Source organism: Pseudomonas sp. Ors-4-3C (assembly GCF_055755035.1).
This window is the reverse complement of sequence record NZ_CM146900.1, coordinates 5,871,216-5,896,094: the sequence shown is the minus strand read 5'-3', so window position 1 is coordinate 5,896,094 and position 24,879 is coordinate 5,871,216. Positions and strand designations below refer to the sequence as shown.

Genomic DNA, 24,879 nt, shown 5'->3' with positions numbered 1-24,879 from the left:
CCCCGAACCGGGCGGATGCAGCGCTATACTCCCCGGCTAAATTACGAATTCGACTAACTACAAGGACTCGCCCATGAAAGCGTTCGGCAAAATCCTGGGTCTGGTACTTCTCGGGCTGTTGCTGATCATTGTGGCGGCGGGCTTCGCCCTGACCCACCTGTTTGATCCCAACGACTACAAAGACGAGATCCGCCAGATAGCCCGCGACAAGGCCCACATCGAGCTGACGCTCAATGGCGATATCGGCTGGAGCCTGTTCCCGTGGCTCGGCCTGGAACTGCATGAAGCCAGCATCGCCACCCTGATCAACCCGACCGAACCGTATGCCGACCTGCAGATGCTCGGCCTGTCCGTGCGCGTTCTGCCACTGTTGCGCCGTGAAGTGCAGATGAGCGATGTGCGTGTCGAAGGCCTGAACCTGCGCCTCAAACGCGACAAGAACGGCCACGGCAACTGGGAAGATATCGGCAAATTGCCGACAGCCGCCGCGCCCGCCGGCAGCCCGGCGCCTGCCAGCGCACCTGCTGCCGAAGCCCCTGCCCAGCCGGAAAAACCGCCGCAGCCGATCCGCCTCGACATCGACAGCCTGACGGTCAATAACGCCCGCGTTGAATACAACGACGAGCAGACCGGCAAGCAGTACAGCGCCGAAAGCATTCAGTTGAGCACCGGTGCGGTACACGACTCGACCAACATTCCGCTGAAAGCCACGGCGTTCCTCAGCACCAATCAGCCTGTGCTGCGGGTACGCACCGAGCTCAATGGCGAGCTGCGCATCGAACGCGCCCTGCAACGTTACAAGTTCGAAGACATGAAACTGTCCGGCGAACTGACCGGCGACCCACTGCAGGGCAAGGCCATGACCTTCTCCGCCCAAGGCCAGATCTCCCTGGACAAGGCAGCGAATGTCGCCGAATGGACCGGGATCAAGATCTCCGCCAACCAGTTGCGCGCCCTCGGCGAGCTGAAGGCCAACGACCTCGACAAGACCCCGCAGATCACTGGCGGGATCTCGATCGCCCAGTTCGATCTGGCGAAATTCGTCGACAGCATCGGTCAGACGTTGCCCGCCATGGCGCCCGGCAGCCTGAGCAAAGTCGAACTGGTCAGCCGCGTGGCCGCCACGCCAACCAGCGTGGCTTTCGACAACGTCAACCTGAAACTCGACGACAGCAGCTTCAGCGGGCGCATTGCCGTGGAAGACTTCGCCAAGCAGTCGCTGCGCGCGATCCTCAAGGCCGACACCTTTGATGTCGACCGCTACCTGCCGCCGAAATCGGACAAGACCAAAAACGCCACGCAAGTGCGTCAGGCCGAAGTCGCCAGCACCGAAGCCGATGCCATGGCCGGCGCCGGCAGCACACCGCTGCCGGACAAACCGAGCAAAAGCGCCTGGAGCACCGAGCGTCTGCTGCCGGTCGAGCGTCTGGCCAAACTCGACGTCGATGCCGACCTGACCTTCGGCCAACTGACCCTCGACAAACTGCCGATCCAGAACGCTGCACTCAAGGCCACAGGCCAGAGCGGCCTGCTGACCCTGCAAAACCTGCGCGGCGAGCTATACGGCGGCGACTTCGAAGCCAAGGGCACCCTCGACGTACGCCCGAGCGCCCCCGTGCTCAATCTGCAGACCAAAATCAACCGCGTGCCGGCCGAGAGGATTCTCGAAAGCCAGGGCAAGAATCCGCCGGTCAAAGGCCTGGTCACGCTGACCAGCAACTTCACCGGCAGCGGCAACAGTCAGCAGGCGCTGATCGAAACCCTCAACGGCAACGCCAGTTTCGTGATCAACAACGGCGTGCTGCTCAACGCCAATCTTGAACAGCAACTGTGCAAAGGCATCGCCACCCTCAATCGCAAAACCCTCAGCGGCGAGCCACGAGGCAAGGACACACCGTTCCAGGAACTCAAGGGCAACCTGACCTTGCGCAACGGCGTGGCGAGCAACCCGGACCTGAAAGTGCGCATCCCGGGCATGACCGTCAACGGCAACGGCGACATCGACCTGAAAGTGCTGGGCATGGATTACCGCGTCGGCATCATCGTCGAGGGCGACACCAGCGCCATGCCGGATCCGGCCTGTCAGGTCGGCGAGAAATTCGTCGGTATCGAGTGGCCGCTGCGCTGCCGTGGCCCGCTGGAGCTGGGCGCCAAGGCCTGCCGTGTGGATAACGAACGTCTCGGCCAGGTCGCGACCAAAATCGCCGGTGACAAACTCAGCGAAAAGATCGATGAAAAACTCGGCGACAAGGTCAGCCCGGAATTGAAAAACGCATTGAAAGGGCTGTTCAAGCGATGAGAGCGGAGCAGTTTTCCACGGCGGTGCTGGAATGGTTCGACCGCCACGGCCGCCACGATTTGCCTTGGCAGCAAGACATCAATCCGTATCGGGTATGGGTCTCGGAGATCATGTTGCAGCAGACCCAGGTCAGCACCGTGCTCAATTACTTCGACCGCTTCATGACCGCGCTGCCAACAGTGCAAGCGCTGGCCGAAGCGCCGGAGGACGAAGTGCTGCATCTATGGACCGGGCTGGGTTACTACACCCGCGCGCGCAATCTGCAGAAGACCGCGAAGATCGTCGTCAGCCAGTATGGCGGCGAATTTCCGCGGGACGTCGAAAAGCTGACGGATCTGCCGGGGATCGGCCTGTCCACCGCCGGGGCTATCGCCAGCATCAGCATGGGCCTGCGCGCGCCGATCCTCGATGGCAACGTCAAACGCGTTCTGGCGCGTTTTACCGCGCAAGAGGGTTACCCGGGTGAGCCGAAGGTCGCCAAACAGCTGTGGGCCAACGCAGAGCGTTTCACGCCGCACGATCGGGTCAACGCCTACACCCAGGCGATGATGGATCTTGGCGCCACGCTGTGTACGCGCAGCAAGCCGAGCTGCCTGCTGTGTCCGCTGGAAAAGGGCTGCGAGGCACACATGCTTGGCCTGGAGACGCGCTACCCGATTCCCAAACCGCGCAAGGCCATCCCGCAGAAACGCACGCTGATGCCGCTGCTGGCCAACAGCGAAGGCGCGATTCTGCTTTATCGTCGCCCGTCGACAGGTCTGTGGGGCGGTTTATGGAGCCTGCCGGAACTCGATGACCTCGACGACCTGCAACATCTGGCCGACCAGCACTCGCTGACCATGGGCGAGCAGCAGGCGCTGCCAAGCCTCGTCCACACCTTCAGCCATTTCCAGCTGTCCATCGAACCCTGGCTGGTTCAGGTACAGGAGGCCGGTCAGCACGTGGCCGAGGCCGACTGGCTCTGGTATAACCTCGCCACCCCGCCGCGCCTGGGCCTTGCCGCCCCGGTCAAAACCTTGCTCGAACGCGCGGCCGCCGTATTGAACGCAGGAGAGTCGTCATGACCCGCACCATCATGTGCCGCAAGTACAAAGAAGAACTGCCCGCGCTGGAACGCGCTCCTTTCCCGGGCGCCAAAGGTCAGGATATTTTTGACCACGTCTCGGCCAAGGCCTGGGCTGACTGGCAGAAACACCAGACCCTGCTGATCAACGAAAAGCGTCTGAACATGATGAACGCCGAAGACCGCAAATATCTTCAGGGCGAAATGGACAAGTACTTCTCCGGCGAGGATTACGCCAAGGCTGAAGGCTACGTTCCGCCTGCAGAGTAAACCCGCAAAATCGGGGGTCGGATCGTAAGCGACGGAATTAATTTAAGAAATTTTAAAAAAGTCGTTGACGTAAATCCGAAAAACCCTTTTAATGCGCCCCGTTGCCCAGATAGCTCAGTCGGTAGAGCAGGGGATTGAAAATCCCCGTGTCGGCGGTTCGATTCCGTCTCTGGGCACCAAATACCGAAAACCCTGAATCGCAAGATTCAGGGTTTTTTTATGCCTGCGATTTGATGGCGGCTCAATCCAGCCCCTTTGCGCAGCCCAGAAAAAACCCGCGAGCCTTTCCCAGGCATCGCGGGTTTTGATTGCGCAAATGCGCGACGGGTTTCGAACAAAGGCGATCCGCGCTACTTTGGCTGCACCTTATGGAAGAGGGTCATCCGTTCGATGAACCAGAAAAGAACCCGCGTGCCCCTGCCCCACCCGCCACCCTATCGCCAGAGTCGGACTGCATTCTGGCTGACGGTGCTGGTCGGCGTACTGATCGCCTTCCTCATCGGCGCGTCGATTTATCTGATCGTCCACAGCTTGATCAGCGGCTCCATCACCACCTGGAACCGCTCCGGTCCACGCCACACCTACACCCTTGCACTGCAACCGCGAATGTTCTGGTTCGAGATCGTGTCGCAATGCATCGGCACCGTATTCCTGATAGCCGTCGGCTGGATCGGACTATGGATTCACCGAATGGCGCAAGAACCCACTGACAAGCAGAAGGGCAAGCGTACGCGGGGGTAAATGACGGTTGGCCCTCAGAGGGTGTTGACGTAGTCGACCGGCAACAAAACCGTGTCGAGCGCAGCGTCTACCGGCAGCGATACCACGGTAATCACCGGGCAAACGATCATCATGTAGCAGATGACCGCGGCGGGCATGCCGTCTCCCCCTCTCACGCCAAGCAAGTGCAAGTTGCCATCGACGCCTTTGTAGTACGGTTCTGCAGAATCACCGTTCAGGCGCCCCATCATCGTTCCACAACCAGCCAACAGCAAAACCAGGCTCACCGCTGAGCCAATACGCAAAATCCCTTTCAAACCAGCACTTCCTTGCATCACAGAAACATAAGGCGCGGGATTGTACCCGCGCCTCGACTTTCAATTGAACCCAACACTATCCAGCGTCATTCCAGTGGAACACCAGATTGCGGGCAGCGCCGCTGCCAACGTCTGTCTCATCGCGCCGTGTTTCGCCATTGCGGGTGGCGACCACCGTGTACTTACCGGGTGGTAGTTGCACGTAAACCAGCGGACCCGTTTGGGTGAGGGTCAGTACGGTTTGCCCTGGTGACTTTTGAATCATCACATCGACATCAGCGGTGTACTGGTCTTGCGCGCCCACCGCGAACGTCATGTGCAGGTTGTAACCGGTGGATTGTTGAATGGCTTTTGCCTCATCAACGCCAATCCCGCCGGACAAGTAGTTGATGCCGTTTTGCTGCTGTTGTTGAGCCTGTACGCCTGCGCTGTCGACGGGCTCAAGGCTGGCCGCCTGCAGCATCGCCGGAAAAGCCAATACAGCGACCGCAGCGACTGGCAGCATGAATGAAAGAATGCGCTTCATAATCCCTACTCCCGGACTCTTTTAGAGCCCAACCGTGACTCCTTATTTGATCCGGCCAGGGAAGCGCGCGTTTTAGATTGATTGGAACTTGGCCTGTGTACGAAATGGACTACAGAACATCACTTACTGAAACACCTTTTGCCGGCAACGTCCTGCAATACCCATCCCCTCTTCCTGCCGCCTATACGGGGCTCGCCCGACATCGCCGAGCGGCGAATCCCGGCATGCTTTGCGCCTGTTTCCACTGATGCGGAAGACTCGATGAGCCAGGTAAAACCTACTGATGCGCAAGACCCGAAAATCGATTCATTGCTGGGGGAGTTGGGCGAACTGATTCGCCAGGCGCGGCAAAAAGTGCTGCGTGCTGTTGATACGATTCAAGTCCAGACCTGTTGGCAGATCGGCCGGCATATTGTCGAGTTTGAGCAGCAAGGGGCGCAGCGGGCGGGGTATGGCAAGCAGTTGCTGGTCTTGTTGGCGAAGGATCTGACGGCGCAGTTCGGGAAGGGGTTTGATGCTTCCAACCTGCGCTATATGCGCCTCTTTTATCAGGCATTTCCAATTCGTGACGCACTGCGTCACGAATTGAGCTGGACCCACTATCGGCGGCTTTTGGGCGTCACCAGTGAAAAGGCTCGCCATTGGTACATGGAAGAATCTGCCAATCTGAACTGGTCCAGTCGCGCCCTTGATCGACAGATCAATACGCTCTACTACGAGCGACTGCTGATGAGTCGAGACAAAGCCGATGTGATCGAAGAGGCCACCACCCACATTGCAGCCATGAAACCCCATCCTCGGGAATTCATTCGCGACCCCGTCATACTCGAGTTTCTTGGGCTGCCGTCGGCCGGCAAGGTCAGGGAGAGCCGTCTTGAACAGGCCCTCATCGACCATCTGCAGGGGTTTCTCCTGGAGCTGGGTAAAGGCTTTTCCTTTGTCGCTCGGCAACAACGCATCAGTACCGATGGTGACGATCTGTACATCGATCTGGTGTTCTACAACTACCTGCTCAAATGCTTCGTGATCATTGACCTCAAGCGCGGCAAGCTCAGTGCCGGCGATGTCGGACAGATGGACATGTATGTACGCATGTACGACGAACTCAAGCGCAGCGAGGGCGACAAGCCGACAGTCGGGATCATTCTGTGTGCAGAGAGCAATGATTCGGTCGCGCGTTACTCGATGCTCAAGGGCAATGAGCAACTGTTCGCCAGCAGTTACAAGACGATACTGCCGAGTGAGGAAGAATTACGCGCAGAACTCAATCGCGAACAGGCCTTGATCGAAGAACGCCTGCTCATTCAATCGACTGAATAAACCTTCTGGATTGTTGCCGGGCGGCGCCGAGACTATCGTTGGCAACTTACCCGCAAAGGTGGAAAGCCATGACCTGTCAGGACACGCCCGCGATGCAGGATATGCAGTCAAGGTTGCCAATTTTGACCGCGGCGCAAGGTGAACCCTTCACGGAAGCCGCCAAGGATGGCTTTGCCCTTGGCGGCTTCACCTGGCGCCATGCCCTGCCCGACATCCAGCGACCGGTAGTCATCATCAACGCCGCCACCTCGGTACGCTGCCGCCACTATTCACGCTTCGCCGATTACCTGTTCGCCAACGGCTTCGACGTGATCACCTACGACTATCGAGGCATCGGCGAATCACGCCCGGCAACCCTGAAAGGCCTTGAGGCTTCATGGACCGACTGGGGCGCGCTGGATTTCGAGGCGATGCTCAAACGCGCGCAACGGGAATTCTCCGGCCAGCCAATCGATGTGGTCGGCCATAGCTTCGGCGGTTGCGCGGCTGGGCTCGGCGAGTCCGGGCAGGTCATTCGTCGGCTGGTGACGGTCGGCGCGCAGTTCGCTTACTGGCGCGACTATGCCCCCGAACAGCGCTGGCGCATGTTTGGCAAATGGCACCTGCTGATGCCGCTGCTGACGCGGTTCTGTGGCTATTTCCCGGGCAAGCGCCTCGGCTGGCTGGAGGACACGCCCGCCGGTGTCATACGCGACTGGAGCACGCCTGCCGCGCGCTACGAGCAGCGTCCGAGTGGTCGCCGACTGCTGAAGGCAAGCGGTCGCCTGCCCTTCGCCAACGTCCGCGCAAACACCCTGGCGATCAGCATCAGCGACGACCCCTACGGCACCATTCCAGCCATCGAACGCCTGCTCCACTACTTCAGCCATGCGCACAAAACCCACCTGCGCATCGAGCCGCAGGACATCGGCGAACAACAAGTCGGACATTTCGCCTTTTTTCGCAGCGCATACCAAGCCACACTATGGCCCATCGCTCTGACCTGGCTGCAAACCGGCGAGCTGGCCCCCGACACACCCGGGCGGCCAGTGCCACGCAGCTGAGCCCTTTCAACGCACGACGGAACACACCATGGCCTCCGCCAACAAGCAGCAAAAACGCGCCGCCCGGGCCAAGACCAAGGCCAAGCAAAACCGCAGCAAACGCGCCGAGGCGCCGGTCGAACTGGACCCGAACGATGACCGTATCGACTTCGAGTCGGTGGACCTGACCGAGCTGTTCAAGAAAATGATCAATGCCGAGAAGATCAGCCAGCAAGCCATGTGCACCGCGTTCCTCGAAGACCCGCTGCTAGGACTGGTCTACGAGCAGGAAGGCGAAGAAGGCGCGATGGATTTCATCCTCGCCGCGCTGATCGAGTATCGCCAGTGGTCCCAGGAAACCGACGAAGCCGGCGCCCTGGCGTGGATCGAATCTCCGGCCTTCCAGGCCGACTATGTGGCGGCGTCCGACGCGATCGCCGCACAAACCCAACAGAAGAACTGAGTTCCCATGGCATCCCTGAACAAGCAACAGAAACGCGCCAAACGCGCCAAGGCCAAAGCCAAGCACATCCGCATGGTCGGCCGTAAGCCACTGGACCAGGACGACAATCTCGGGCATCTGGACGAGCCGATCCCGGAATACACCCTCGCAATGTTCAGCAAAATGCGCGACGCCGAAGCCGTCAGCCGCAACGAAATGCTGCTGACCCTGCTGCGCGAACTGGCGTTCATCATCGTTGACCATCCGGAACTGCTGGACATGGAAAACGCCGAGAACGAAGGCATGGCCGCCACTCACCTGGCCGCCGACATGCTGATCGACTACCGCATGTGGGCCGACGGCATGGACATCGAAACCGCCCAGGCCTGGCTGACCGAGCCACAGTTCATCACCGATTTCGGGATTGCGCTGGATACTTACGGCAAGTCGCTGGATGCCCAGGAAGAAAAGAGCGAATAAACCCCGCTCACAAACAAAAACGGCCGCTCGTCATCACTGACAGCGGCCGTTTATTGTTTGGATGGCTCAGCAACCCTCTGCCCGATGACAATGTATATCCCGTTGACATATCCCAAACACAGCCTATCCTGAGCCCATCACTGGATCAGACCCGGGAGGTCAAATATGGAACAGACCACAATTTTCATGAGCAATCGAAGTCAGGCAGTTCGGCTACCAAAGGCAGTTGCGATGCCCGGCGACGTTAAACGAGTGGAAGTCATTGCGATTGGCAGAACACGCGTCATTACGCCTGCTGGAGAAAGCTGGGATAGCTGGTTTGATGGCGACAGCGTCAGCCCTGATTTCATGGCTGACCGTGAGCAACCCGCTGATCAGGAGCGCGAGTCGTTCTGATGATCAAATACATGCTGGATACAAATATCTGCATCTTCACCATCAAGAACAAACCACAGATTGTCCGGGAAGCTTTCAATCGACATTCCGGACAGTTGTGCATCAGCGCTATCACGCTCATGGAGCTAATTTACGGTGCTGAAAAGTCAGCGGCCCCGGAAAAGAATCTAGCGATCATCGAAGGTTTCGTTGCGCGATTGGAAGTCTTGCCTTTCGACAATGACGCAGCAGCACAGACCGGGATGATTCGATCTGAACTTGCGAAAGCGGGAACACCGATTGGGCCGTACGACCAAATGATCGCGGGCCACGCGCGGTCACTTGGACTTATCGTGGTTACGAACAATGTGCGTGAATTTGAACGTGTTTCCGGATTGCGTTTTGAGGATTGGGTTCATCCCGATTGAGCAACGCTCACAAACAAAAACGGCCGCTTGTCATCACTGACAGCGGCCGTTTTGCATTACGCGTTGCGGATCAGTTCAACACCACCGCACCACGGTTTTCCTGCTTGCGACGACGCGCCACCAGCAGGCCGGCGACGACTACCATGAGGCTCAGCAGGCCGGTCGCGAGGATTTCCACGCGGTGGGCTTCCTGGAACAGCATGATGGTCAGGGCCGCGACGATGAAGATGATCACCGCGTAGGTCAGGCCCGGGAACAGCCACATGCTGAAGACGATTTTTTCGCCGCGGGCCATGCGTTGTTTACGCATGCGCAGTTGCGAGAACGCGATCACCAGGTACACCAGCAGCGCGATGGCGCCGGAACTGGCCAGCAGGAATTCGAACACCGCGGCCGGGGCCACGTAGTTGGCGAAGGTGCAGAGGAACGCCGCGCCGGTCGACAACATCACTGCCCAGTATGGCGTGCCGCTTTTGTTGACCCGAGTTGACATGGCCGGTGCGTCACCGCGCTTGCCGAGGGAGAACAGCATGCGCGACGAGGTGTACAGCGCCGAGTTCAGGCAGCTGGTTACCGCGACCAGCACCACGATGTCGACGATCATTTTCGCGTTCGGGATGCCCATGCGCTCAAGCACGGTCTGGTAGGAACCGAGGTTGGCCAGGGTCGGATCGTTCCACGGCACCAGGGCCACAACGATGAAGATCGACACGAGGTAGAACAGGCCGATCCGCCAGATCACCGAGTTGGTGGCCTTGGAGATCTGTTTGCCCGGGTTCTTCGATTCCGCGGCCGCGATGGTCACGATTTCGGTACCCATGAACGAGAACATGGTGGTCAGGATTGCACCCAGCACCGCGCCCATGCCGTTTGGCAGGAAGCCGCCGGAGTCGAACAGGTGCGAAACACCGCTGACCTGGCTGTTCGGCAGGAAGCCGAAGATCGCCGCAAGGCCAAGGATGATGAAGCCGATGATCGCCAGCACTTTGATCAGGGCGAACCAGAATTCGAACTCACCGTAGTTCTTCACACTGAACAGGTTGGTGACCGTCAGCAGCAGGGTGATGATCAGTGCGAACGCCCAGATGCCGACACTCGGAAACCAGGCATGGAGGATGGTCGCAGCGGCGTTGGCCTCCAGCGGAATCACCAATACCCAGAACCACCAGTACAACCAGCCGATGGTGAAACCGGCCCAGTGCCCGATGGCACGGTCGGCGTAAGTCGAGAACGAGCCGGTGTCGGGCGAAGCGACAGCCATCTCACCGAGCATGCGCATCACCAGCACCACCAAGGTACCGGCGGCGGCGTAAGCCAGCAGCACAGCGGGGCCGGCGGCAGCGATAGCATGGCCGGAGCCAACGAACAGACCGGCGCCGATAACACCGGCGATCGACAACATGGTCACATGACGCGGTTTGAGCCCCTGTTCGAGGCCATTGGAGCTTGGGGTACTGCTCATCGGAACTACCTTTGCGAGGAAAGCGATTGCGTCCGTCCCGTCTGGTTTTCCTTCTCGTAAAAAGAAACCAACGGGGCGTTCCAGATTCTGCACGCAATAAGTGCGCCAAAATGTTTCAAACTCTTCTGGCCCGCGGCTTTTAACGCGACCGGACAGTCATCGCAAGTCCTTAAAATTAATGGCAATTCGCCAGAACGTTACCCTGCGACTCACTTTTCAAACGAACGAGCGCACCAGAAACACACTGAAAAAGTGTGGGATGCACAATAAAAGGGCGATTCAGGAACGTTCGGCCGGATAGCGCTTCCAACACCCCGCCAAAGCTGGCAACATCGCGCCTTTTTTTACGCAACACCCACGGGGCTGCACGTTTAAACACCCGTTCGGTTGTTGATGGGGCGACAGTCTGCTGTGCCGATGCGACAACCTGCCACACGCCATCCGCTTACCGCTCGTAGCGCTGTTGGCTGCCATTGAAACGCTATGCTAGCTTGGCCGCCTCGCCAGGAAGGCCCGCCAACAGCAGGAGCGCAACATATATGAGGAACGCACATGGCTGAGGCCACGCCCGCGCTTGAAATCCGCAACTTGCACAAACGCTACGGACAGCTTGAGGTGCTCAAAGGCATCTCGCTGACCGCCCGCGACGGCGATGTGATCTCGATCCTCGGTTCCTCCGGTTCCGGCAAGTCCACGTTCCTGCGTTGCATCAACCTGCTGGAAAACCCGCACCAGGGCCAGATTCTGGTGGCCGGTGAAGAACTCAAGCTCAAGCCCGCCAAGAATGGCGAACTGGTTGCCGCTGATGGCAAACAGATCAACCGCCTGCGTTCCGAGATTGGCTTTGTGTTTCAAAACTTTAATCTGTGGCCGCACATGAGCGTGCTCGACAACATCATCGAAGCCCCGCGCCGCGTGCTCGGCCAGAGCAAAGCCGAGGCGATTGAAGTCGCCGAAGCGTTGCTGGCCAAGGTCGGCATCGCCGACAAACGCCATGCCTACCCGGCGCAACTGTCCGGTGGTCAGCAACAACGCGCCGCGATCGCCCGCACGCTGGCGATGCAGCCGAAGGTGATTCTGTTCGACGAGCCCACCTCCGCCCTTGACCCGGAAATGGTTCAGGAAGTACTTAGTGTCATCCGCGCACTGGCCGAAGAAGGCCGCACCATGCTGTTGGTGACCCACGAAATGGGCTTTGCCCGTCAGGTCTCCAGCGAAGTGGTGTTCCTCCACCAGGGGTTGGTGGAAGAGCAAGGATCGCCTCAGCAGGTGTTCGACAACCCGCTTTCGGCGCGCTGCAAACAATTCATGTCCAGCAACCGCTAACGGAGCAACATGCATGCAGAATTTTAAAAAGGTCTTCCTGGCCGCCGCCGTCACCCTCGCGTTCAGCGCTGGTGCCATGGCCGAGACCCTGAAGATGGGCATCGAAGCGGCCTACCCGCCGTTCAACAATAAAGACGCCAGCGGCAACGTGGTCGGCTTCGACAAAGACATCGGCGACGCCCTGTGCGCCAAGATGAAAGTCGAATGCACCGTGGTCACCTCCGACTGGGACGGCATCATCCCTGCGTTGAACGCGAAGAAGTTCGATTTCCTGATCTCCTCGCTGTCGATCACCGAAGAGCGCAAGGGCGCGGTGGACTTCACTGACCCGTACTACTCGAACAAGCTGCAGTTCATCGCGCAGAAAGATAAAGAGTTCAAAACCGACAAGGATTCACTCAAAGGCAAGATCATCGGCACGCAGCGCGCCACCCTCGCCGGTACCTGGCTCGAGGACACTTACGGTAGCGATATCGAAGTAAAACTCTACGACACCCAGGAAAACGCCTACCTGGACCTGACCTCCGGTCGTGTCGACGCGATCCTCGCCGACAAGTACGCCAACTACGACTGGCTGAAAACCGACGCCGGCAAGAACTACGAGTTCAAGGGCGACCCGGTCGTGGAAAGCGACAAGATCGGCATCGCCGTGCGTAAAGCCGATCCGCTGCGTGAGAAGCTGAACGCCGCGCTGAAGGAAATCGTCGCTGACGGTACCTACAAGAAGATCAACGACAAGTACTTCCCGTTCAGCATCTATTGATCTGACCTGCGGGACCGGCGCCGTGATCCGACGGCACCGGCTCCCGGCCTTGCCTGCCGCGATTTGAAAAGAAATCCATGATTATCGACCTCTACGGATTCGGCCCGGCCCTCGCTGCCGGTGCGCTGATGACCGTCAAACTGGCGCTGACGGCCCTGTGCCTGGGACTGGTGCTCGGTCTGCTCGGCGCCTTGGCCAAGACTTCGCCGTACAAGCCGCTGCAATGGCTTGGCGGTACTTATTCGACTTTGGTGCGCGGTGTCCCGGAATTGCTCTGGGTGCTGTTGATCTACTTCGGTACGGTCAACCTGATGCGCAGCCTCGGTGAATTCTTCGGCAACCCCGACCTGCAACTCAGCGCATTCGCCGCTGGCGTGATTGCGCTGGGCCTGTGCTTCGGCGCCTACGCCACGGAAGTGTTCCGCGGCGCGATCCTCGCCATTCCCAAGGGCCACCGTGAAGCCGGTGTGGCGCTGGGCCTGTCGAAATGGCGGATCTTCACCAAGCTGATCATGCCGCAGATGTGGCGCATCGCCCTGCCCGGCCTGGGCAATCTGTTTATGATTCTGATGAAAGACACCGCGCTGGTGTCGGTGATCGGCCTGGAAGAAATCATGCGTCACGCGCAGATCGGCGTGACCGTGTCGAAACAGCCATTCACCTTCTATCTGGTGGCCGCGGTCATGTATCTGGGCCTGACAGTGCTGGCGATGAGCGGCATGCACTTCCTGGAAAAACGCGCCGCTCGCGGCTTTGCGAGGAGCGCTTCATGAACTGGGAAGTGATCATCAAGTGGCTGCCGAAACTGGCGCAGGGCGCGACCCTGACCCTGGAACTGGTGGCGATTGCCGTGATTGCCGGCCTGCTGCTGGCCATTCCGCTGGGCATCGCCCGCTCCTCGAAGCTGTGGTACGTGCGCGCTTTGCCCTACGCCTACATCTTCTTTTTCCGTGGCACGCCGCTGCTGGTGCAACTGTTCCTCGTCTATTACGGCCTGGCGCAGTTCGATGCGGTGCGTAGCAGCGCACTGTGGCCGTACCTGCGCGATCCGTTCTGGTGTACCACCGCGACCATGACCCTGCACACCGCGGCGTACATTGCCGAGATCCTGCGCGGCGCGATCCAGGCCATTCCGCCGGGCGAAATCGAAGCGGCGCGGGCACTGGGCATGTCCAAGCCCAAGGCGATGTTCTACATCATGTTGCCGCGTGCGGCGCGTATCGGCCTGCCGGCCTACAGCAACGAAGTGATCCTGATGCTCAAGGCCAGTGCGCTGGCGAGCACCGTGACCCTGCTGGAACTGACCGGCATGGCCCGCACGATCATTGCCCGCACCTACCTGCCGGTGGAAATCTTCTTCGCCGCCGGCGTGTTTTATCTGCTGATGTCCTACGTGCTGGTGCGCGGCTTCAAGCTGCTGGAGCGCTGGCTGCGCGTCGATGCCTGCCAAGGGCGTTGAAACTTCCCACGTGCTGACGGGCGAGGACCTACTCGCCCGTTTCACTGCGCTGGATGCTTTTTTGATTGAGCATCAGGCGCTGTGGAAACCTCGTCCGTTCACTCATCTTTCGCTTCCATGGGAAACCGCCTACCCCGAATTGGCTTCGTGGCTACGCGGACGATCGCTGGAAGATGCAGAGCTTGTGCATAACCACCCTGCCGATCTCATCGATGCGCCGGAGCCGTTCGCTTCATTGGCGGCGTTGTCGGCTGCGCTGAGCGCAGTCGGAGAGTTGCCGGGACATGCGCTGGAAGCGGCAGGCCATCGATTGAATGTCGATGTGCCGGGGCGCAAGTGGCAGCAAATTGAAGCGTTCGCCAGCCGCTTGTCTTTCGCCTCTGCGCCAACACATTGGCTGGACTGGTGTTCCGGCAAGGGGCATTTGGGCCGACGCCTGCTGGGCGCCGGGCAACAGCTGACCTGTGTTGAATACGATCCGGCGCTGGTCGCCAGCGGTCAGGCATTAAGTCAGCGCCATCATTTGCACGCCCTGCATGTCGAGCAGGATGTGCTGGCAGCAGACGCAGCGAGCGTTATAAGTGCTCAGCACACCCCGGTCGCCCTGCACGCCTGCGGCGACCTGCATGTGCGCCTGATGCAACTGGCGAGCGCTGCCGGATGTCAGCAGATGGCCATCGCCCCGTGCTGCTACAACCGGATCAATCGCAACGAGTACCGGGCCTTGTCCTGCGCCGGCATGCGATCCGCCCTACAACTCTCGCTCGAAGATCTGGCACTGCCCATGAGCGAAACCGTCACCGCTGGCGCACGCGTCCGACGTCAGCGCGACACCTCGATGGCCCGGCGCCTGGCCTTCGACCTGCTGCAACGGCAACTGCGCGGCGTCGACGAATACCTGCCAACCCCGTCCCTGCCCAGCGTCTGGCTGGACAAACCCTTCGCCGCTTACTGCCGCGACCTGGCAGCGCTGAGAGAGTTATCCACAATCGGCACGCCGAACTGGCAGGCACTGGAAGCCGCCGGTTGGCAGCGGTTGGCCGAAGTTCGCAACCTGGAACTACTGCGCGGACTGTTCCGACGACCGTTGGAGCTTTGGTTGAACCTGGATCGAGCCATTTTCCTCAGTGAACAGGGGTATGTCGTACGCCTCGGCACCTTTTGCGACACCCCACTGACACCGCGTAATTTCCTGCTGCTGGCTGAACGCGCTTAAAATCTTTACAGCCTGTGGATAACTCTGTTGATGGTTTTCCAGTGGATCCAATATTCACGGCCGTTAGACCGCTTAAACAGCATTGGTCATTTTTTGTTCATATTGATAAAAAACCTGTAAAACAGGGATTTGCGCACAAAATGAGAACGTGTCCACAAAATCCCCTGCAACACTGCCGTTGCGTCGATCCGTTGTGCATAAGCTTCCAATCAAAACGACATAAACGGGTGAAATGGGTGCTTGAACGGTGCGGAAATCCTGCCCTCACGCTCAGTCTGGCTTGATCGCGTAGCACCTCGGTTTTGCGGCTAAAAACCCGGCGTCACCGCTCACGCCAAGCCTGATCCAGCGCCTGCGTAAAAATAGTCTGAATTCAGGGGTTTACAGAACCAACCCAATCGCTATAATCGTCGCCCACACGCCGGTATAGCTCAGTTGGTAGAGCAACTGACTTGTAATCAGTAGGTCCCGGGTTCGACTCCTGGTGCCGGCACCATACAAAACGAAGCCCCTGCAGAAATGCAGGGGCTTTGTTGTTTCTGGTACGTCCACATTGCCTGTCACAGCCGTGCACTCAAAATTCGTCGTTAATCTGGATGGCTCGTCGGGGAGGCAACTGCTTCTGCCGGTGCAGAGAGCGGTACCTCGGTGACACGTGCAGCCTTTCCGGCCCTCATTTGACGTTCAGATTCCAGCAAGTCTTGCTGGAATTGCTCCAGTTCATTGAGCATCGCTGATTTCCTACTTCAGTTGCTTATGGAAATAAGGGTCAGACCACGTTTTGAGCTGAGACTGTGGTCTGACTCTATTTTTCCCCACCTTATTTTGCTCGTGTCACCACGGTGCTTAGGTTGGCGAAAACGCTTTGAGAAACCCTGGCCTTCCTTTGCTCTTCATTGGCCGCCGAGAGCGGCAGCAGCGTTGCGCACGAGGCCTGTCCAGCCTTCATCTGACGTACAGATTCCATCAAGTCCGTCTGAAATCGCCCTAGTTCATTTGCCATGCCTTTTCGTCGCCTTCAACTATTTTCTCCAACGCTCGCTTGCTGAACTTATGCAGCTTGAACCGAAAGCGAAATCCGCCTTCCAAGTTGCTGCAACGCACGCTCAACATTCTCGATTTTGGAGTGATGCAGGAAATCTACCAGGCGATCGACCTGGGGCCGTTGTACGCCGAGACGACGTGCCAACTCGGCCTTGCTTAAACCTGACTCCAAAAGCGTATTCCACAGAGCAACCTTTGCTGCAGTCAGCGCAGGCAGACGCAATACAACGTCACTTGCCTGTTCTCCTGCCTGCCCGGTCGGAATCAACCGGCGATCATCAACGTATATCGAGAATGCCGTCTCGATTGCATCAATGGCGGTGTCCAACGCTTGCTCGAGGGTGTCGCCAACGGCGTGCATCTCAGGAATTTCTGCGCAGGACAACCAGACACTGTCCGGCTCTTCGTGAACTTCCAACGCATATTCGAACATCACGATTCCTCTCATGAGGCCCAGCTGTTTGATTATCGATTTTCTCAACCCTTCGCCCATTTCCTTGGCTCCATGGTCGGGAAACACAGTTGATTTGCCATTCAAGGAAACCTTGAAGTGACTGCCCTTGCCGGTTTGAAACTCAACGCCTTGGGCTTTCAACCATCGCCGAAACTCGCTGTACTTCATGTGCATCACTCGCCGTTTCGGTAAAGCGAATGTGCAACATATTTGCTGCACTCGCAACATAAGTGTTGCACTACACAGAGATGGCAACGGCCACCACCTGGCCACGATTGCGCGTCCGTCCTCCGCAAGCTACCGTCAAACCCGTCGCTGCCAATTCAGCGACCGGGCCTGAGAACCCGGGTAAGATACAGGCGCACCAGCGCCCCAAACCCATGATTGCCGGCGCTTTTTTGCACCCGTATTCTCGTGTAATGGCGGCTGTGCGTGGGAGACCTTCGGGTCTGCCGGATTCCTGTATCTCCGGTTTCTCAGCCTGCGCATAGCTGCCACCCTTTCGCCTGAGAACGAAAATGGCAGCTCTCATTTGATACAGGGAGTTTACAAATGAATGCCATCGATCCATCCGTAATCCGCCGCGCTGCCACATCGGTCAACTCACTCCACGCCTTAGATACAGGTGAAGCGAAATGACCAACTACCTCGATTTGAAAACACCAGGCTTTACGCACTTTTCCTTCCAGGCCAATCGAGCGCTGTTCCGCACCAATCGTGGTGTTCCAGTGATGGCCGCCCTCTCGCACGCCTCACACTTGCTTCACATCTCCAAGCTGCTGACCGCCGACTCTACAGTTTCTCGCGATCCTGACCTTCACGCTTATGCCTCCCGGTATCTGCAGGAGTTAAGCAAGGCGCTGATCGACGACGTGGTGAAAGTGCTGGATGCGCCAACAGCAAGCCATTGACGTAAACCGCCAAAAGAAAGCCCTCGCGGTATCGCGAGGGCTTTTTGCGTTTCAAACCTGACTGATCTCAAACACAAACGAAATCCTGCTCTGACTCGCACTCCACACATAACGCAAATGCTTACCCTGCTTCGGAATCGACACGGCCGGCGGCCGGAACGCGGCAACACATTCGTGGCCCGGCAGGCGAACGCTGTTGTAGAGCATCCCCCACGATTCAGACTCACGCAGTTGTCGGGCAAACGCCTGGGATGGGCCATAGGCGTCTGGATCGGGTTGATGCAAATCTGGAAAGTCGTGACGAACATCATGCAGCGGCTTAACCACGCGATTAACGTAAGTACGCATGGTCAACTCAAGATCCGCTTCGTTGGTGGCCGCAAGAAAACGTTCCTGGTGATAGCAGGTTTCGGCGATGGCCGCGGCCTGGCTGCTGGCGGCGTAGTAGACGCCGAAGGTGCCATCGGTGAAGCGGCTGCTTTTGCCGATGTGGGTAAACGCCGCCATCACCGGGGTTGAACCGGGGCCGGAGAGCCGGTCTTCGGGGCGCACGCGGGCGAGGACGCCGGCCTGCTCGATCAGGCGATCGTTGGTCAGCGCTTCCAGCGCGTAGGCGATTTCCAGGTCTTCGGGGTCGAGCACGTCTTCGAACAACGCAATCGGCGGGAAGCTGCTGTTGACGATCCGGTAGGCTTTGGGCCATTGCGGATCGGCCAGCGGTGGGGCCTTCAACCGCGCACCCCGTCGAGGTAGCGGCGCACGTCGGCGATATCGACCACCCTCCCCGCCAGCATGTAATCCAGCGCGGTCCGGCCATTGAATGGCGCCGCCGTATTCGGGCTGCTGACCCACGTATAGGCGCGCTCGCGGCTATTGCTGAAGATGATGCTCAGCGCCTTATGAATGCCCATCAAGTACGAGATGCGCTCCAGCGTGTCATGCGGCAGGCGAATGTTCGGCGGCAAATGTTTGTACTTGTAGAACGTGGTGTTGCCGACGCCCCCCAACAGCGTGCGCTGCTGCTCGGCGTTGCAACCCCAGCGCTCCATGAGGTTGAAGAAAAACTTCAGCGCGACGCGCCCGGCTTCGGGGACGTCGAGTTGTTCACGCGGGGTGAGGGCTGGGGATGAGGTAGCCATGGTCGTCCTTCTTCGCTGTTCCGCAAGCTCAGCGTAGTACACATATGAATTTTTTCAATAACTCTATCCGCATACGAATAAAATCCTCAAAACCTCAGGTTGACACCTCAATGTTCCGTGGCAGAGAATCTGGCTCAAGAGCGCGAAACCGACTGCCTTCAGGTGGCAATAGTCGGCGTTAGGAACCCCGTTGATGACCTGAAAATCAGCGCTCGGGTGAGACCTCTTCTCCCCTGCTTGAGGGAGCACAATATCAAGCGACATTCATGTGAAGGGCAGCCTGAGAAGGCTGCCCTTTCTTGTTTGAGCTACCGGTAACGTCGATACAACAGTTCACCATGCCGATGCTTGTTCAGGCCCTTCTTGTCACAGTTCATGAAATTCCAGAGTAGGTTGCCACGCTCAACATGGATGACCACCAGCATCTGGTATCTCGCGTTGTAGGCGCCGATGAAGGAGAGTCGAAACGAGGCGTCATCGTAGGGGACCCGCCATATTTCTAACGGTTTCGTCAGGGTATCTCGCGCAAATTCGGTGAATCGCTCACGGGCATTCGGGCCCTTTTCCACCGTATGAAGCAAATGCTCATGCTTCACCAAAACCGGTCCATATGGCGTTTCGATCAGAACAGCATCAAGACCGTGAACAAGTCCAAAGCCTCTGGCGACTTGCTCCCACGCTGCATTAAGACTCGAGGCACCCGGAAGCTCTCTGACTGCAGAAATCAGGAGGCCGGGGTCGATATCGCGAATATCCGGTAAGCCCAGATCTTTCCAGGTTTTTTGATCGGGTAACGCCCTGCTCCCCTGCAAACTCATGGCATCGACTCGCTAGCTTCGCGGATGCCGGCATTGCCTGGAAATCCATGGCCTCGGACTAAAAGTCCCGAAAATAACTACCTGATATTTCAGCCACTTGTGCATTGGCGGTAAATCAGCCCGTTCGCTCTTTTCTATAGGAGGCTTCCGACAACGGTGCAAAACAGTGACGTTTCGGTGTGGGAAATACTCAAAAATGCAGTAGTCCCGGGGCATAAAAAAGTGCCCGACTCGTCCGAGCCGGGCACTTTTCTTGACCCCAATCACCCCCACGTCATCAAAAATCCCGATCCTGTGTCAGCTTCCAGCCATCGGCAGGGACATCAATTCGCTACTAAACCCGCGACAACTATGCTCAGGTGCTGGAATATAGCCAGCATATGACGCCGGATCGGCAGTCTCGTAAACAACAATACCCAGCCCACTTCAGAGGGCATTACCCATGGATAGCAGAACCTTACGCAACCTCATGCGCATCGTGCAGACCGGCTCGTTGTCGGCCGCAGCCGAGCATTCGTGCCTGACTGTGCAGGCCTTGGCCGCACAGTTGAACAAGGTCGAAGAGCAGTTCGGTTTCCGCTTGTTTCGTCGTTCCAACAAAGGGCTGACGCTGACGCCGCAAGGCACGGAGCTGACGCCCTACATCGACAAAGTGCTGATTGCCACGCGACAGATGGAAGAAAAGGTCGAGGCGCTCAAGGTGCCTGGCCAGCGCACATTGAAGGTTGCGTTGAACAACACGTTGTCGTCTGACTTCAACCGGCGAATGATCGGACGCCTGATCGAGGTGTTTCCCGATTACCAGATGGAATTCAGCTACGCCGAGTCGATGGAGAACCTGAGCAAGCTGAAGAATGAGGACTTTGACCTCGCGGTGCTGATCGGCCCGCAACGTCCGGGTCTGCCGAGCATTGTTTTGCCGGATGTGCAGGTGCAGGTGGTCGGTGCCCATTGCGGGCAGGAAAACGATCCACTGACGTTGCTGGGCAACAAGTTTCAGGTGCGTCCTGCGGAAGATTGTCCGTATTCCCACAGCTTCCTGCGCTTTCTCGACGCGGGTCTGGGCAATCACGAGAACGGTCAGCGCATGGTCTATTCCTGTAGCGAGACCCTGACGCTGTCGTTGATCACGCAGATGGACGCGGTCGGCATGGTGTCTCGTGAGGCCGCGCAAAAGAACGGCCTGACGATTTTCCCCGGCTTCGAGGATTTCCTCGAAGTGCGTCTGGCGGTGAACAATCCGAACCTCTCGGGCCAGGCCCTGAATGACGTGGTCGATCTGCCGCTACATGAACGAGCCGAGCGCAATGTACGCAGCCGTCCCAACCGCCACACTGAGAAAGAGGTTTTTGCTGAAATACGCACATAACAGCGTCGGAATGGCTGCATAAAATTCCGGGCGGTCGAGCTGTAGGTGCTGATCCTTGATCAACAAGGGAGTCAGGCTGATCGCAGCGACGATCGCCACCGGCAGGTATTCCAGCGCCCGCGCAACGAATGGCGGCCAGTGCTCGGTGTTGACTTGCAGTGGCAACGCGCGCGGCAGGAAAGTCACGGCCATCATCAGCGCCACCACCAGAATCAGGAACGTTTGGTCAGGCATACACCCACTCCGCAGCCCACAAACGTGGCGATGAATACGTTGAATGGCGAAGTACCGACCAGGCTCAGCGCGCCCATGCAGGCGACGGCAGCCGCTGCGGCGATGAGTTTGTTGCGGGTGTTGCACAGCGACACCAGCACGTAAAGCATCATCGCGGTCAGTGCGTAGTCGAGCTGATATTTGATCAGGTGCGATGCATATTGCGCGCAAACGGCGCCCAGCAATCCGCCCAGCACCCAGGAGGCGTGGCAGAACAGATTGAAGCCGATCAGGTAACGGATATTGACCGGCGCGCCGGTGCCCAGCTTGACGCTGTGAAACGCAAAAGACTCATCGGTCAGTCCACCCGCGTAAGCCCAGCGCTCCATGCGGCTGAGCCCCAGTGCGCGCAGGGCCTTGGCCATGTACACCGACATCAGCATGTGCCGCGCATTGATCAGGAACGTGGTCAGCACAATGGTAGTCAGCGAAGCACCACTGGAGATCAGCGCCAGCGCGGCGAATTGCGAAGCACCGGCATAGACGAACAAGCACATCGCTACCGGCAGCCACATCGGCAGCCCGGCGTTGACCGCCATCAGCCCGAACACGAACGACACCGTGAAGTAACCGGCCACCACCGGGCTGGCTTCGGCAAACGTGCGCGATGGCTGATGGGCAGCCATCAGCGGCGCACTGCCGGACGTTTCATTCATAGATCCCTCTCAAATGTCCGTTCGCCGTGGGGTTCGCAAAAACCCTGGGCAGTCCAGAATCGCTTGCCCGCGAGGTTAGCATCGTCGACGAACAGAAACATCCGTAATACACCGACCCGTTTCATGTCAGACGACGCCGCTTCCACCAGCCGCTGGCCGACGCCCTGGCTGCGATAGCGTGGGCTGACCGCCAGGTGGTTGATGGTGCCGCGGCTGCCGAGCATGCCGCCGAGCACCGCACCGACGATTTCGCCTTCGACGTCGAAGGCCAGATAGGCCGTGGTGGTCTTCTGGATCAATACACCGCGCAGGCATTTGGCGTCCTGCCACTCACAGAACGACACCTCGTCGAACTGGCGGAAGAAACGCTCCATGCGCTGCGCGTCCTTGGCGGTAGCGCGTCGCAGCACCACCGGCGTCGAGCACTCGACGCCATCGATTGGGGTGATCTGATTAGCGAACAATGTCGAAAGCGGTCCCGGGCCGCGAGAAGGAAATCGCCAGAATCTGCCGGTAAGCCATGGCATGCGTGTGGGTGTTGCGCGCCGGAGTCACGTAGTGGCGCATGTCGCGGTCAAGGAAGTACGTGGTGTCGAGTATTTCCTTGTAGGTAGTCGACGCCAGTTGATGCTCGTGCACATCGTACAAACGGCTCTCCGCGCCCTCGACGTTGTTGCGCCCCCAGAAGTGCACACCGCTGAACGGATAGCCGTCGCAGTGAATCCCTTCCGGAGTGATTTCCAGTTGCTTGCCGGGTTTGATCTCGATGCGGATCTGATGGATCTGGCACTGCCAGATTTCATCGTGCAGCTCTTCCGGCAACACGCTTTTGTACACTTCAAAATCGGTGTCGATCAGGCTGCGCATCACAGGCGAAGTAATCACCTCATCGGAGAAGTCCTGAAAGTGCCGCACAACACCACCCACGTAGGCGTTGTTCTCTTTCGACTGCACGTACGCGCGATGCTCGAGTTGCTTCAATTCACGTGTTTTCGGGTTGTACTCAAAGTCGCTGTAACGACGGTAACGCATGCCGGCTTCGGCCTGACCGTAGTAACTGTCTGGCTCCATGTTTTCCCAACTTTTGGTCAGTCTGACGAAGTCGGCAAAATGACCGTAGAGATTGAAGTCACCACCCTGGACGTTGACATATTTGTCGCGCCGTAGCGATTCGCCCACTTCTCTGTTCAAAACGATCATTACCAAATTCTCCGCTGCGTTGAGCGGCCTAATCTATTAGGTGGAGAATTTGCGTCCATGAGAAAGAATTTCAGGCATTTAAAGTGCAGTTTGAAACGGAGTTTGCAGCAGCGTAAAAACAACTTTTACATGACAAAAACACGGGTTTTTTACAGTTTCTATAGAAAAGAGGTCGAAAAAAAACCCCGAACCAGTCGGGGTTTTCTCATGTTTCTTACACCGGATCGTTCATCAGAAGATGTTGATCGGGTAGTCCACGAATACACGCAGCTCGTTGCCGCTGACGTTGTACTCGCTGGATTTCTGCGACACGCGCAGGATCGAGCTGCGCAATTTCACGCTCAGGTCTTTCGCCGGACCACTTTGTACGACGTATTTGACCTGGTTGAAGATCTCACGCTCGGTACCGCCTTCGCTGGTGGAAGTGGTGATATTGTCGCCACGCACATAAGCGAAGTTGTAGCTCAGACCCGGTACGCCGAATGCGCCGAAGTCCAAACCGTAACCCAGCTGCCAGCTGCGCTCGTCTTCAGCGTTGAAGTCCGACCAGTAGGAGTTGGCCAGGTAGATGGTGTTGCCACCGTCACCGACACGACCTTGCTCTTTCTGATAGCCGCCATAGGCGTAGCCCAGGTTGCTGTCGCCGGTGGAACGCTGGTGCGCCACGGTGAACGAGTGCGGGCCGGTGGCGAACGTCGCTGCCAGGCTCCAGATCTTGTTGTCGTCACCGGTAGCACCGCTCTGACGAACATAGGAGTCGTCGAGCTTGGTGCGGTAGCCGTTGAAGTCCAGGGTCAGGGACTGATCCTTGTCGATCGGGAACACGTAGTTGGCGTTCACGTACTGCTTCTTCAGCACGTCTTCAACGTCGGAAGCGTACAGCGCCGCCTTGAACTGTTCGGTGAACTGGTAGCTACCGCCCAATACGTTGATAGCCTTCAGACCACCGCTGTCACGGCCTTCAGCGCTTTTACGCGATTCGGCGGTGAAACGACCGGCGTCCAGTTGCAGGCCTTTGATCTCTTTGGAAGTGATCAAGGTACCGGTGTAGCTTTCCGGCAGCAGACGCGAATTGTCGTAATTCAGCACCGGCAGGGCCGGCATCTGGTCGCCGTAGGTCAGCGTGGTATTGGACAGACGGAATTTGACCGCTGCGCCGCCCTTGGACAGGTCGTTGGCAGGTTTGCCGCTGTCGCCACGTTTGAAGAAGTCGATGCCGCCGGCACCGCTGCGATCTTCGCTACGCTCCAGGTTCAGGGCGTACAGGCCGAAGGCGTCAACACCCACACCGATGGTGCCTTGAGTGAAACCGGACGAGAACGTACCGATGGCCGCTTGGCCCCACTCAGACTTGTCTTTGTTGCCGTCTTTGTAATCACGATTGATGTAGGCATTGCGCAGCAGCACTTTCAGGCTGCTGTCTTCAACAAAACCCTTGGACTCGGCCTGGCCGTCAGCCATGGCCTGTGTGGCACTCAACATCCCCAGTGCGATCAGACTGATTCGCTTGTTCAACATTTTGTTTTC

29 protein-coding genes, 2 tRNA genes and 2 pseudogenes are annotated in these 24,879 nt (G+C 58.2%); 19 read left to right on the top strand and 14 right to left on the bottom strand.

Annotated elements, in window-relative coordinates; translation table 11 throughout:
- Positions 1–73 precede the first annotated feature (73 nt).
- From ACVHNU_RS26705 to ACVHNU_RS26685, 5 genes are all read left to right on the top strand, one after another.
- On the top strand, positions 74–2,299 hold the full coding sequence (locus ACVHNU_RS26705) for an AsmA family protein (protein WP_473018615.1): 2,226 nt from the start codon (positions 74–76) through the stop codon (positions 2,297–2,299).
- Positions 2,296–3,363, top strand: a complete 1,068-nt coding sequence (gene mutY, locus ACVHNU_RS26700) for an A/G-specific adenine glycosylase (RefSeq protein WP_473018614.1) — start codon at positions 2,296–2,298, stop codon at positions 3,361–3,363. The genes ACVHNU_RS26705 and mutY overlap by 4 nt, the downstream gene beginning before the upstream one ends.
- The gene (locus ACVHNU_RS26695; RefSeq protein ID WP_003220737.1) at positions 3,360–3,632 is read left to right on the top strand and encodes an oxidative damage protection protein; all 273 of its coding nucleotides are present in this window, start codon (positions 3,360–3,362) and stop codon (positions 3,630–3,632) included. The genes mutY and ACVHNU_RS26695 overlap by 4 nt, the downstream gene beginning before the upstream one ends.
- 103 nt (positions 3,633–3,735) lie before the next feature.
- A tRNA-Phe gene (locus tag ACVHNU_RS26690) sits at positions 3,736–3,811 on the top strand.
- A 211-nt stretch (positions 3,812–4,022) separates the two neighbouring features.
- The gene (locus tag ACVHNU_RS26685) at positions 4,023–4,373 is read left to right on the top strand and encodes a hypothetical protein (RefSeq protein ID WP_003220735.1); all 351 of its coding nucleotides are present in this window, start codon (positions 4,023–4,025) and stop codon (positions 4,371–4,373) included.
- A 14-nt stretch (positions 4,374–4,387) separates the two neighbouring features.
- Here the strand turns inward: ACVHNU_RS26685 and ACVHNU_RS26680 are convergent, their stop codons facing one another.
- Both ACVHNU_RS26680 and ACVHNU_RS26675 read right to left on the bottom strand, forming a co-directional pair.
- On the bottom strand, positions 4,388–4,669 hold the full coding sequence (locus ACVHNU_RS26680) for a YceK/YidQ family lipoprotein (RefSeq protein ID WP_045122255.1): 282 nt from the start codon (positions 4,667–4,669) through the stop codon (positions 4,388–4,390).
- A 76-nt stretch (positions 4,670–4,745) separates the two neighbouring features.
- The gene (locus tag ACVHNU_RS26675; RefSeq protein WP_003220731.1) at positions 4,746–5,195 is read right to left on the bottom strand and encodes a hypothetical protein; all 450 of its coding nucleotides are present in this window, start codon (positions 5,193–5,195) and stop codon (positions 4,746–4,748) included.
- Between the two features lie 261 nt (positions 5,196–5,456).
- Between ACVHNU_RS26675 and ACVHNU_RS26670 the strand changes: the two genes are divergently transcribed.
- The 6 genes from ACVHNU_RS26670 to vapC all read left to right on the top strand — a co-directional run bounded on the left by ACVHNU_RS26670 (position 5,457) and on the right by vapC (position 9,262).
- Complete coding sequence (locus tag ACVHNU_RS26670; protein ID WP_473018613.1) at positions 5,457–6,515, top strand: PDDEXK nuclease domain-containing protein; 1,059 nt, start codon at positions 5,457–5,459, stop codon at positions 6,513–6,515.
- Positions 6,516–6,583: 68 nt separating this feature from the next.
- Entirely contained in the window at positions 6,584–7,558 is a 975-nt protein-coding gene (locus ACVHNU_RS26665) for an alpha/beta hydrolase family protein (RefSeq protein WP_473018612.1), read from the top strand.
- Positions 7,559–7,586: 28 nt separating this feature from the next.
- Positions 7,587–8,000 carry a hypothetical protein gene (locus ACVHNU_RS26660; RefSeq protein ID WP_473018611.1) on the top strand — a complete coding sequence of 138 codons (414 nt, stop codon included), beginning with the start codon at positions 7,587–7,589 and terminating at the stop codon, positions 7,998–8,000.
- 6 nt (positions 8,001–8,006) lie between these two features.
- Complete coding sequence (locus ACVHNU_RS26655) at positions 8,007–8,459, top strand: hypothetical protein (RefSeq protein WP_103485282.1); 453 nt, start codon at positions 8,007–8,009, stop codon at positions 8,457–8,459.
- 165 nt (positions 8,460–8,624) lie between these two features.
- Positions 8,625–8,855, top strand: coding sequence for a type II toxin-antitoxin system VapB family antitoxin (vapB, locus tag ACVHNU_RS26650; RefSeq protein ID WP_103485283.1), 231 nt, complete (start codon positions 8,625–8,627; stop codon positions 8,853–8,855).
- Entirely contained in the window at positions 8,855–9,262 is a 408-nt protein-coding gene (gene vapC / locus ACVHNU_RS26645; protein ID WP_103485284.1) for a type II toxin-antitoxin system tRNA(fMet)-specific endonuclease VapC, read from the top strand. Before vapB ends, vapC begins: the two co-directional genes overlap by 1 nt.
- A gap of 70 nt (positions 9,263–9,332) precedes the next feature.
- Here the strand turns inward: vapC and gabP are convergent, their stop codons facing one another.
- On the bottom strand, positions 9,333–10,724 hold the full coding sequence (gene gabP, locus ACVHNU_RS26640; RefSeq protein WP_201136038.1) for a GABA permease: 1,392 nt from the start codon (positions 10,722–10,724) through the stop codon (positions 9,333–9,335).
- Between the two features lie 552 nt (positions 10,725–11,276).
- On the opposite strand from gabP, the gene ACVHNU_RS26635 reads away from it, so the two are divergent.
- From ACVHNU_RS26635 to ACVHNU_RS26610, 6 genes are all read left to right on the top strand, one after another.
- Positions 11,277–12,050: an ABC transporter ATP-binding protein gene (locus tag ACVHNU_RS26635; RefSeq protein WP_003220720.1), complete on the top strand. Its 774-nt coding sequence runs from the start codon at positions 11,277–11,279 to the stop codon at positions 12,048–12,050.
- A 13-nt stretch (positions 12,051–12,063) separates the two neighbouring features.
- Positions 12,064–12,813, top strand: coding sequence for an ABC transporter substrate-binding protein (locus ACVHNU_RS26630; RefSeq protein WP_473018610.1), 750 nt, complete (start codon positions 12,064–12,066; stop codon positions 12,811–12,813).
- Positions 12,814–12,890: 77 nt separating this feature from the next.
- Positions 12,891–13,586 carry an ABC transporter permease gene (locus ACVHNU_RS26625; RefSeq protein ID WP_003220715.1) on the top strand — a complete coding sequence of 232 codons (696 nt, stop codon included), beginning with the start codon at positions 12,891–12,893 and terminating at the stop codon, positions 13,584–13,586.
- Entirely contained in the window at positions 13,583–14,272 is a 690-nt protein-coding gene (locus tag ACVHNU_RS26620) for an ABC transporter permease (protein ID WP_003220713.1), read from the top strand. The genes ACVHNU_RS26625 and ACVHNU_RS26620 overlap by 4 nt, the downstream gene beginning before the upstream one ends.
- Positions 14,253–15,488 carry a methyltransferase gene (locus ACVHNU_RS26615; RefSeq protein ID WP_473018609.1) on the top strand — a complete coding sequence of 412 codons (1,236 nt, stop codon included), beginning with the start codon at positions 14,253–14,255 and terminating at the stop codon, positions 15,486–15,488. The genes ACVHNU_RS26620 and ACVHNU_RS26615 overlap by 20 nt, the downstream gene beginning before the upstream one ends.
- A 420-nt stretch (positions 15,489–15,908) precedes the next feature.
- Positions 15,909–15,984: transfer RNA gene (locus ACVHNU_RS26610), tRNA-Thr, on the top strand.
- A gap of 115 nt (positions 15,985–16,099) precedes the next feature.
- Here the strand turns inward: ACVHNU_RS26610 and ACVHNU_RS26605 are convergent.
- The 3 genes and pseudogenes from ACVHNU_RS26605 to ACVHNU_RS26595 form a co-directional block, all read right to left on the bottom strand.
- Positions 16,100–16,219, bottom strand: a pseudogene (locus ACVHNU_RS26605) (helix-turn-helix domain-containing protein); the annotation flags it as partial.
- 320 nt (positions 16,220–16,539) lie between these two features.
- Positions 16,540–16,965 (bottom strand): type II toxin-antitoxin system HicB family antitoxin, encoded by a 426-nt coding sequence (locus ACVHNU_RS26600; protein ID WP_103485324.1) that lies wholly within the window; start codon positions 16,963–16,965, stop codon positions 16,540–16,542.
- 15 nt (positions 16,966–16,980) lie between these two features.
- A pseudogene (locus tag ACVHNU_RS26595) lies at positions 16,981–17,154 on the bottom strand (type II toxin-antitoxin system HicA family toxin); the annotation flags it as partial.
- Between the two features lie 467 nt (positions 17,155–17,621).
- Between ACVHNU_RS26595 and ACVHNU_RS26590 the strand changes: the two are divergent.
- A complete protein-coding gene (locus ACVHNU_RS26590; protein WP_103485286.1) occupies positions 17,622–17,897 on the top strand; it encodes a DUF3077 domain-containing protein in 276 nt (91 codons plus the stop codon).
- A gap of 51 nt (positions 17,898–17,948) precedes the next feature.
- Here the strand turns inward: ACVHNU_RS26590 and ACVHNU_RS26585 are convergent, their stop codons facing one another.
- The 3 genes from ACVHNU_RS26585 to ACVHNU_RS26575 form a co-directional block, all read right to left on the bottom strand.
- Positions 17,949–18,629 (bottom strand): RES family NAD+ phosphorylase, encoded by a 681-nt coding sequence (locus ACVHNU_RS26585; protein WP_473018608.1) that lies wholly within the window; start codon positions 18,627–18,629, stop codon positions 17,949–17,951.
- Positions 18,626–19,036: an MbcA/ParS/Xre antitoxin family protein gene (locus ACVHNU_RS26580; RefSeq protein ID WP_338800555.1), complete on the bottom strand. Its 411-nt coding sequence runs from the start codon at positions 19,034–19,036 to the stop codon at positions 18,626–18,628. The genes ACVHNU_RS26585 and ACVHNU_RS26580 overlap by 4 nt, the downstream gene beginning before the upstream one ends.
- Before the next feature lie 308 nt (positions 19,037–19,344).
- Positions 19,345–19,854 (bottom strand): PBECR2 nuclease fold domain-containing protein, encoded by a 510-nt coding sequence (locus ACVHNU_RS26575; protein WP_473018607.1) that lies wholly within the window; start codon positions 19,852–19,854, stop codon positions 19,345–19,347.
- Positions 19,855–20,296: 442 nt separating this feature from the next.
- Here ACVHNU_RS26575 and ACVHNU_RS26570 point away from each other — a divergent pair, with 442 nt between their 5' ends.
- Entirely contained in the window at positions 20,297–21,223 is a 927-nt protein-coding gene (locus ACVHNU_RS26570; RefSeq protein WP_045122253.1) for a LysR family transcriptional regulator, read from the top strand.
- On the opposite strand, the gene ACVHNU_RS26565 is transcribed toward ACVHNU_RS26570, so the two are convergent.
- The 5 genes from ACVHNU_RS26565 to ACVHNU_RS26545 all read right to left on the bottom strand — a co-directional run bounded on the left by ACVHNU_RS26565 (position 21,140) and on the right by ACVHNU_RS26545 (position 24,870).
- A complete protein-coding gene (locus ACVHNU_RS26565) occupies positions 21,140–21,457 on the bottom strand; it encodes an AzlD domain-containing protein (RefSeq protein WP_003220702.1) in 318 nt (105 codons plus the stop codon). The two genes, ACVHNU_RS26570 and ACVHNU_RS26565, sit on opposite strands and share 84 nt — an antisense overlap.
- The gene (locus ACVHNU_RS26560) at positions 21,436–22,152 is read right to left on the bottom strand and encodes an AzlC family ABC transporter permease (protein WP_473018606.1); all 717 of its coding nucleotides are present in this window, start codon (positions 22,150–22,152) and stop codon (positions 21,436–21,438) included. Before ACVHNU_RS26560 ends, ACVHNU_RS26565 begins: the two co-directional genes overlap by 22 nt.
- Entirely contained in the window at positions 22,149–22,526 is a 378-nt protein-coding gene (locus ACVHNU_RS26555; RefSeq protein WP_003220700.1) for a GNAT family N-acetyltransferase, read from the bottom strand. The genes ACVHNU_RS26560 and ACVHNU_RS26555 overlap by 4 nt, the downstream gene beginning before the upstream one ends.
- Before the next feature lie 79 nt (positions 22,527–22,605).
- A complete protein-coding gene (locus ACVHNU_RS26550; protein WP_003220699.1) occupies positions 22,606–23,352 on the bottom strand; it encodes a 2OG-Fe dioxygenase family protein in 747 nt (248 codons plus the stop codon).
- 231 nt (positions 23,353–23,583) lie between these two features.
- Positions 23,584–24,870, bottom strand: coding sequence for an OprD family porin (locus ACVHNU_RS26545; protein ID WP_400498756.1), 1,287 nt, complete (start codon positions 24,868–24,870; stop codon positions 23,584–23,586).
- Positions 24,871–24,879: the final 9 nt, after the last annotated feature.

Excerpts from the sequence above, each read along its gene's own strand:
- ACVHNU_RS26705 (WP_473018615.1), top strand. The coding sequence starts at position 74 with ATGAAAGCGTTCGGCAAAATCCTGGGTCTGGTACTTCTCGGGCTGTTG.
- mutY (WP_473018614.1), top strand. The coding sequence starts at position 2,296 with ATGAGAGCGGAGCAGTTTTCCACGGCGGTGCTGGAATGGTTCGACCGC.
- ACVHNU_RS26695 (WP_003220737.1), top strand. The coding sequence starts at position 3,360 with ATGACCCGCACCATCATGTGCCGCAAGTACAAAGAAGAACTGCCCGCG.
- ACVHNU_RS26685 (WP_003220735.1), top strand. The coding sequence starts at position 4,023 with ATGAACCAGAAAAGAACCCGCGTGCCCCTGCCCCACCCGCCACCCTAT.
- ACVHNU_RS26675 (WP_003220731.1), bottom strand. The coding sequence starts at position 5,195 with ATGAAGCGCATTCTTTCATTCATGCTGCCAGTCGCTGCGGTCGCTGTA.
- ACVHNU_RS26670 (WP_473018613.1), top strand. The coding sequence starts at position 5,457 with ATGAGCCAGGTAAAACCTACTGATGCGCAAGACCCGAAAATCGATTCA.
- ACVHNU_RS26665 (WP_473018612.1), top strand. The coding sequence starts at position 6,584 with ATGACCTGTCAGGACACGCCCGCGATGCAGGATATGCAGTCAAGGTTG.
- ACVHNU_RS26660 (WP_473018611.1), top strand. The coding sequence starts at position 7,587 with ATGGCCTCCGCCAACAAGCAGCAAAAACGCGCCGCCCGGGCCAAGACC.
- ACVHNU_RS26655 (WP_103485282.1), top strand. The coding sequence starts at position 8,007 with ATGGCATCCCTGAACAAGCAACAGAAACGCGCCAAACGCGCCAAGGCC.
- vapB (WP_103485283.1), top strand. The coding sequence starts at position 8,625 with ATGGAACAGACCACAATTTTCATGAGCAATCGAAGTCAGGCAGTTCGG.
- vapC (WP_103485284.1), top strand. The coding sequence starts at position 8,855 with ATGATCAAATACATGCTGGATACAAATATCTGCATCTTCACCATCAAG.
- gabP (WP_201136038.1), bottom strand. The coding sequence starts at position 10,724 with ATGAGCAGTACCCCAAGCTCCAATGGCCTCGAACAGGGGCTCAAACCG.
- ACVHNU_RS26635 (WP_003220720.1), top strand. The coding sequence starts at position 11,277 with ATGGCTGAGGCCACGCCCGCGCTTGAAATCCGCAACTTGCACAAACGC.
- ACVHNU_RS26630 (WP_473018610.1), top strand. The coding sequence starts at position 12,064 with ATGCAGAATTTTAAAAAGGTCTTCCTGGCCGCCGCCGTCACCCTCGCG.
- ACVHNU_RS26625 (WP_003220715.1), top strand. The coding sequence starts at position 12,891 with ATGATTATCGACCTCTACGGATTCGGCCCGGCCCTCGCTGCCGGTGCG.
- ACVHNU_RS26620 (WP_003220713.1), top strand. The coding sequence starts at position 13,583 with ATGAACTGGGAAGTGATCATCAAGTGGCTGCCGAAACTGGCGCAGGGC.
- ACVHNU_RS26615 (WP_473018609.1), top strand. The coding sequence starts at position 14,253 with ATGCCTGCCAAGGGCGTTGAAACTTCCCACGTGCTGACGGGCGAGGAC.
- ACVHNU_RS26600 (WP_103485324.1), bottom strand. The coding sequence starts at position 16,965 with ATGTTCGAATATGCGTTGGAAGTTCACGAAGAGCCGGACAGTGTCTGG.
- ACVHNU_RS26590 (WP_103485286.1), top strand. The coding sequence starts at position 17,622 with ATGACCAACTACCTCGATTTGAAAACACCAGGCTTTACGCACTTTTCC.
- ACVHNU_RS26580 (WP_338800555.1), bottom strand. The coding sequence starts at position 19,036 with ATGGCTACCTCATCCCCAGCCCTCACCCCGCGTGAACAACTCGACGTC.
- ACVHNU_RS26575 (WP_473018607.1), bottom strand. The coding sequence starts at position 19,854 with ATGAGTTTGCAGGGGAGCAGGGCGTTACCCGATCAAAAAACCTGGAAA.
- ACVHNU_RS26570 (WP_045122253.1), top strand. The coding sequence starts at position 20,297 with ATGGATAGCAGAACCTTACGCAACCTCATGCGCATCGTGCAGACCGGC.
- ACVHNU_RS26565 (WP_003220702.1), bottom strand. The coding sequence starts at position 21,457 with ATGCCTGACCAAACGTTCCTGATTCTGGTGGTGGCGCTGATGATGGCC.
- ACVHNU_RS26560 (WP_473018606.1), bottom strand. The coding sequence starts at position 22,152 with ATGAATGAAACGTCCGGCAGTGCGCCGCTGATGGCTGCCCATCAGCCA.
- ACVHNU_RS26555 (WP_003220700.1), bottom strand. The coding sequence starts at position 22,526 with ATGGAGCGTTTCTTCCGCCAGTTCGACGAGGTGTCGTTCTGTGAGTGG.
- ACVHNU_RS26550 (WP_003220699.1), bottom strand. The coding sequence starts at position 23,352 with ATGATCGTTTTGAACAGAGAAGTGGGCGAATCGCTACGGCGCGACAAA.
- ACVHNU_RS26545 (WP_400498756.1), bottom strand. The coding sequence starts at position 24,870 with ATGTTGAACAAGCGAATCAGTCTGATCGCACTGGGGATGTTGAGTGCC.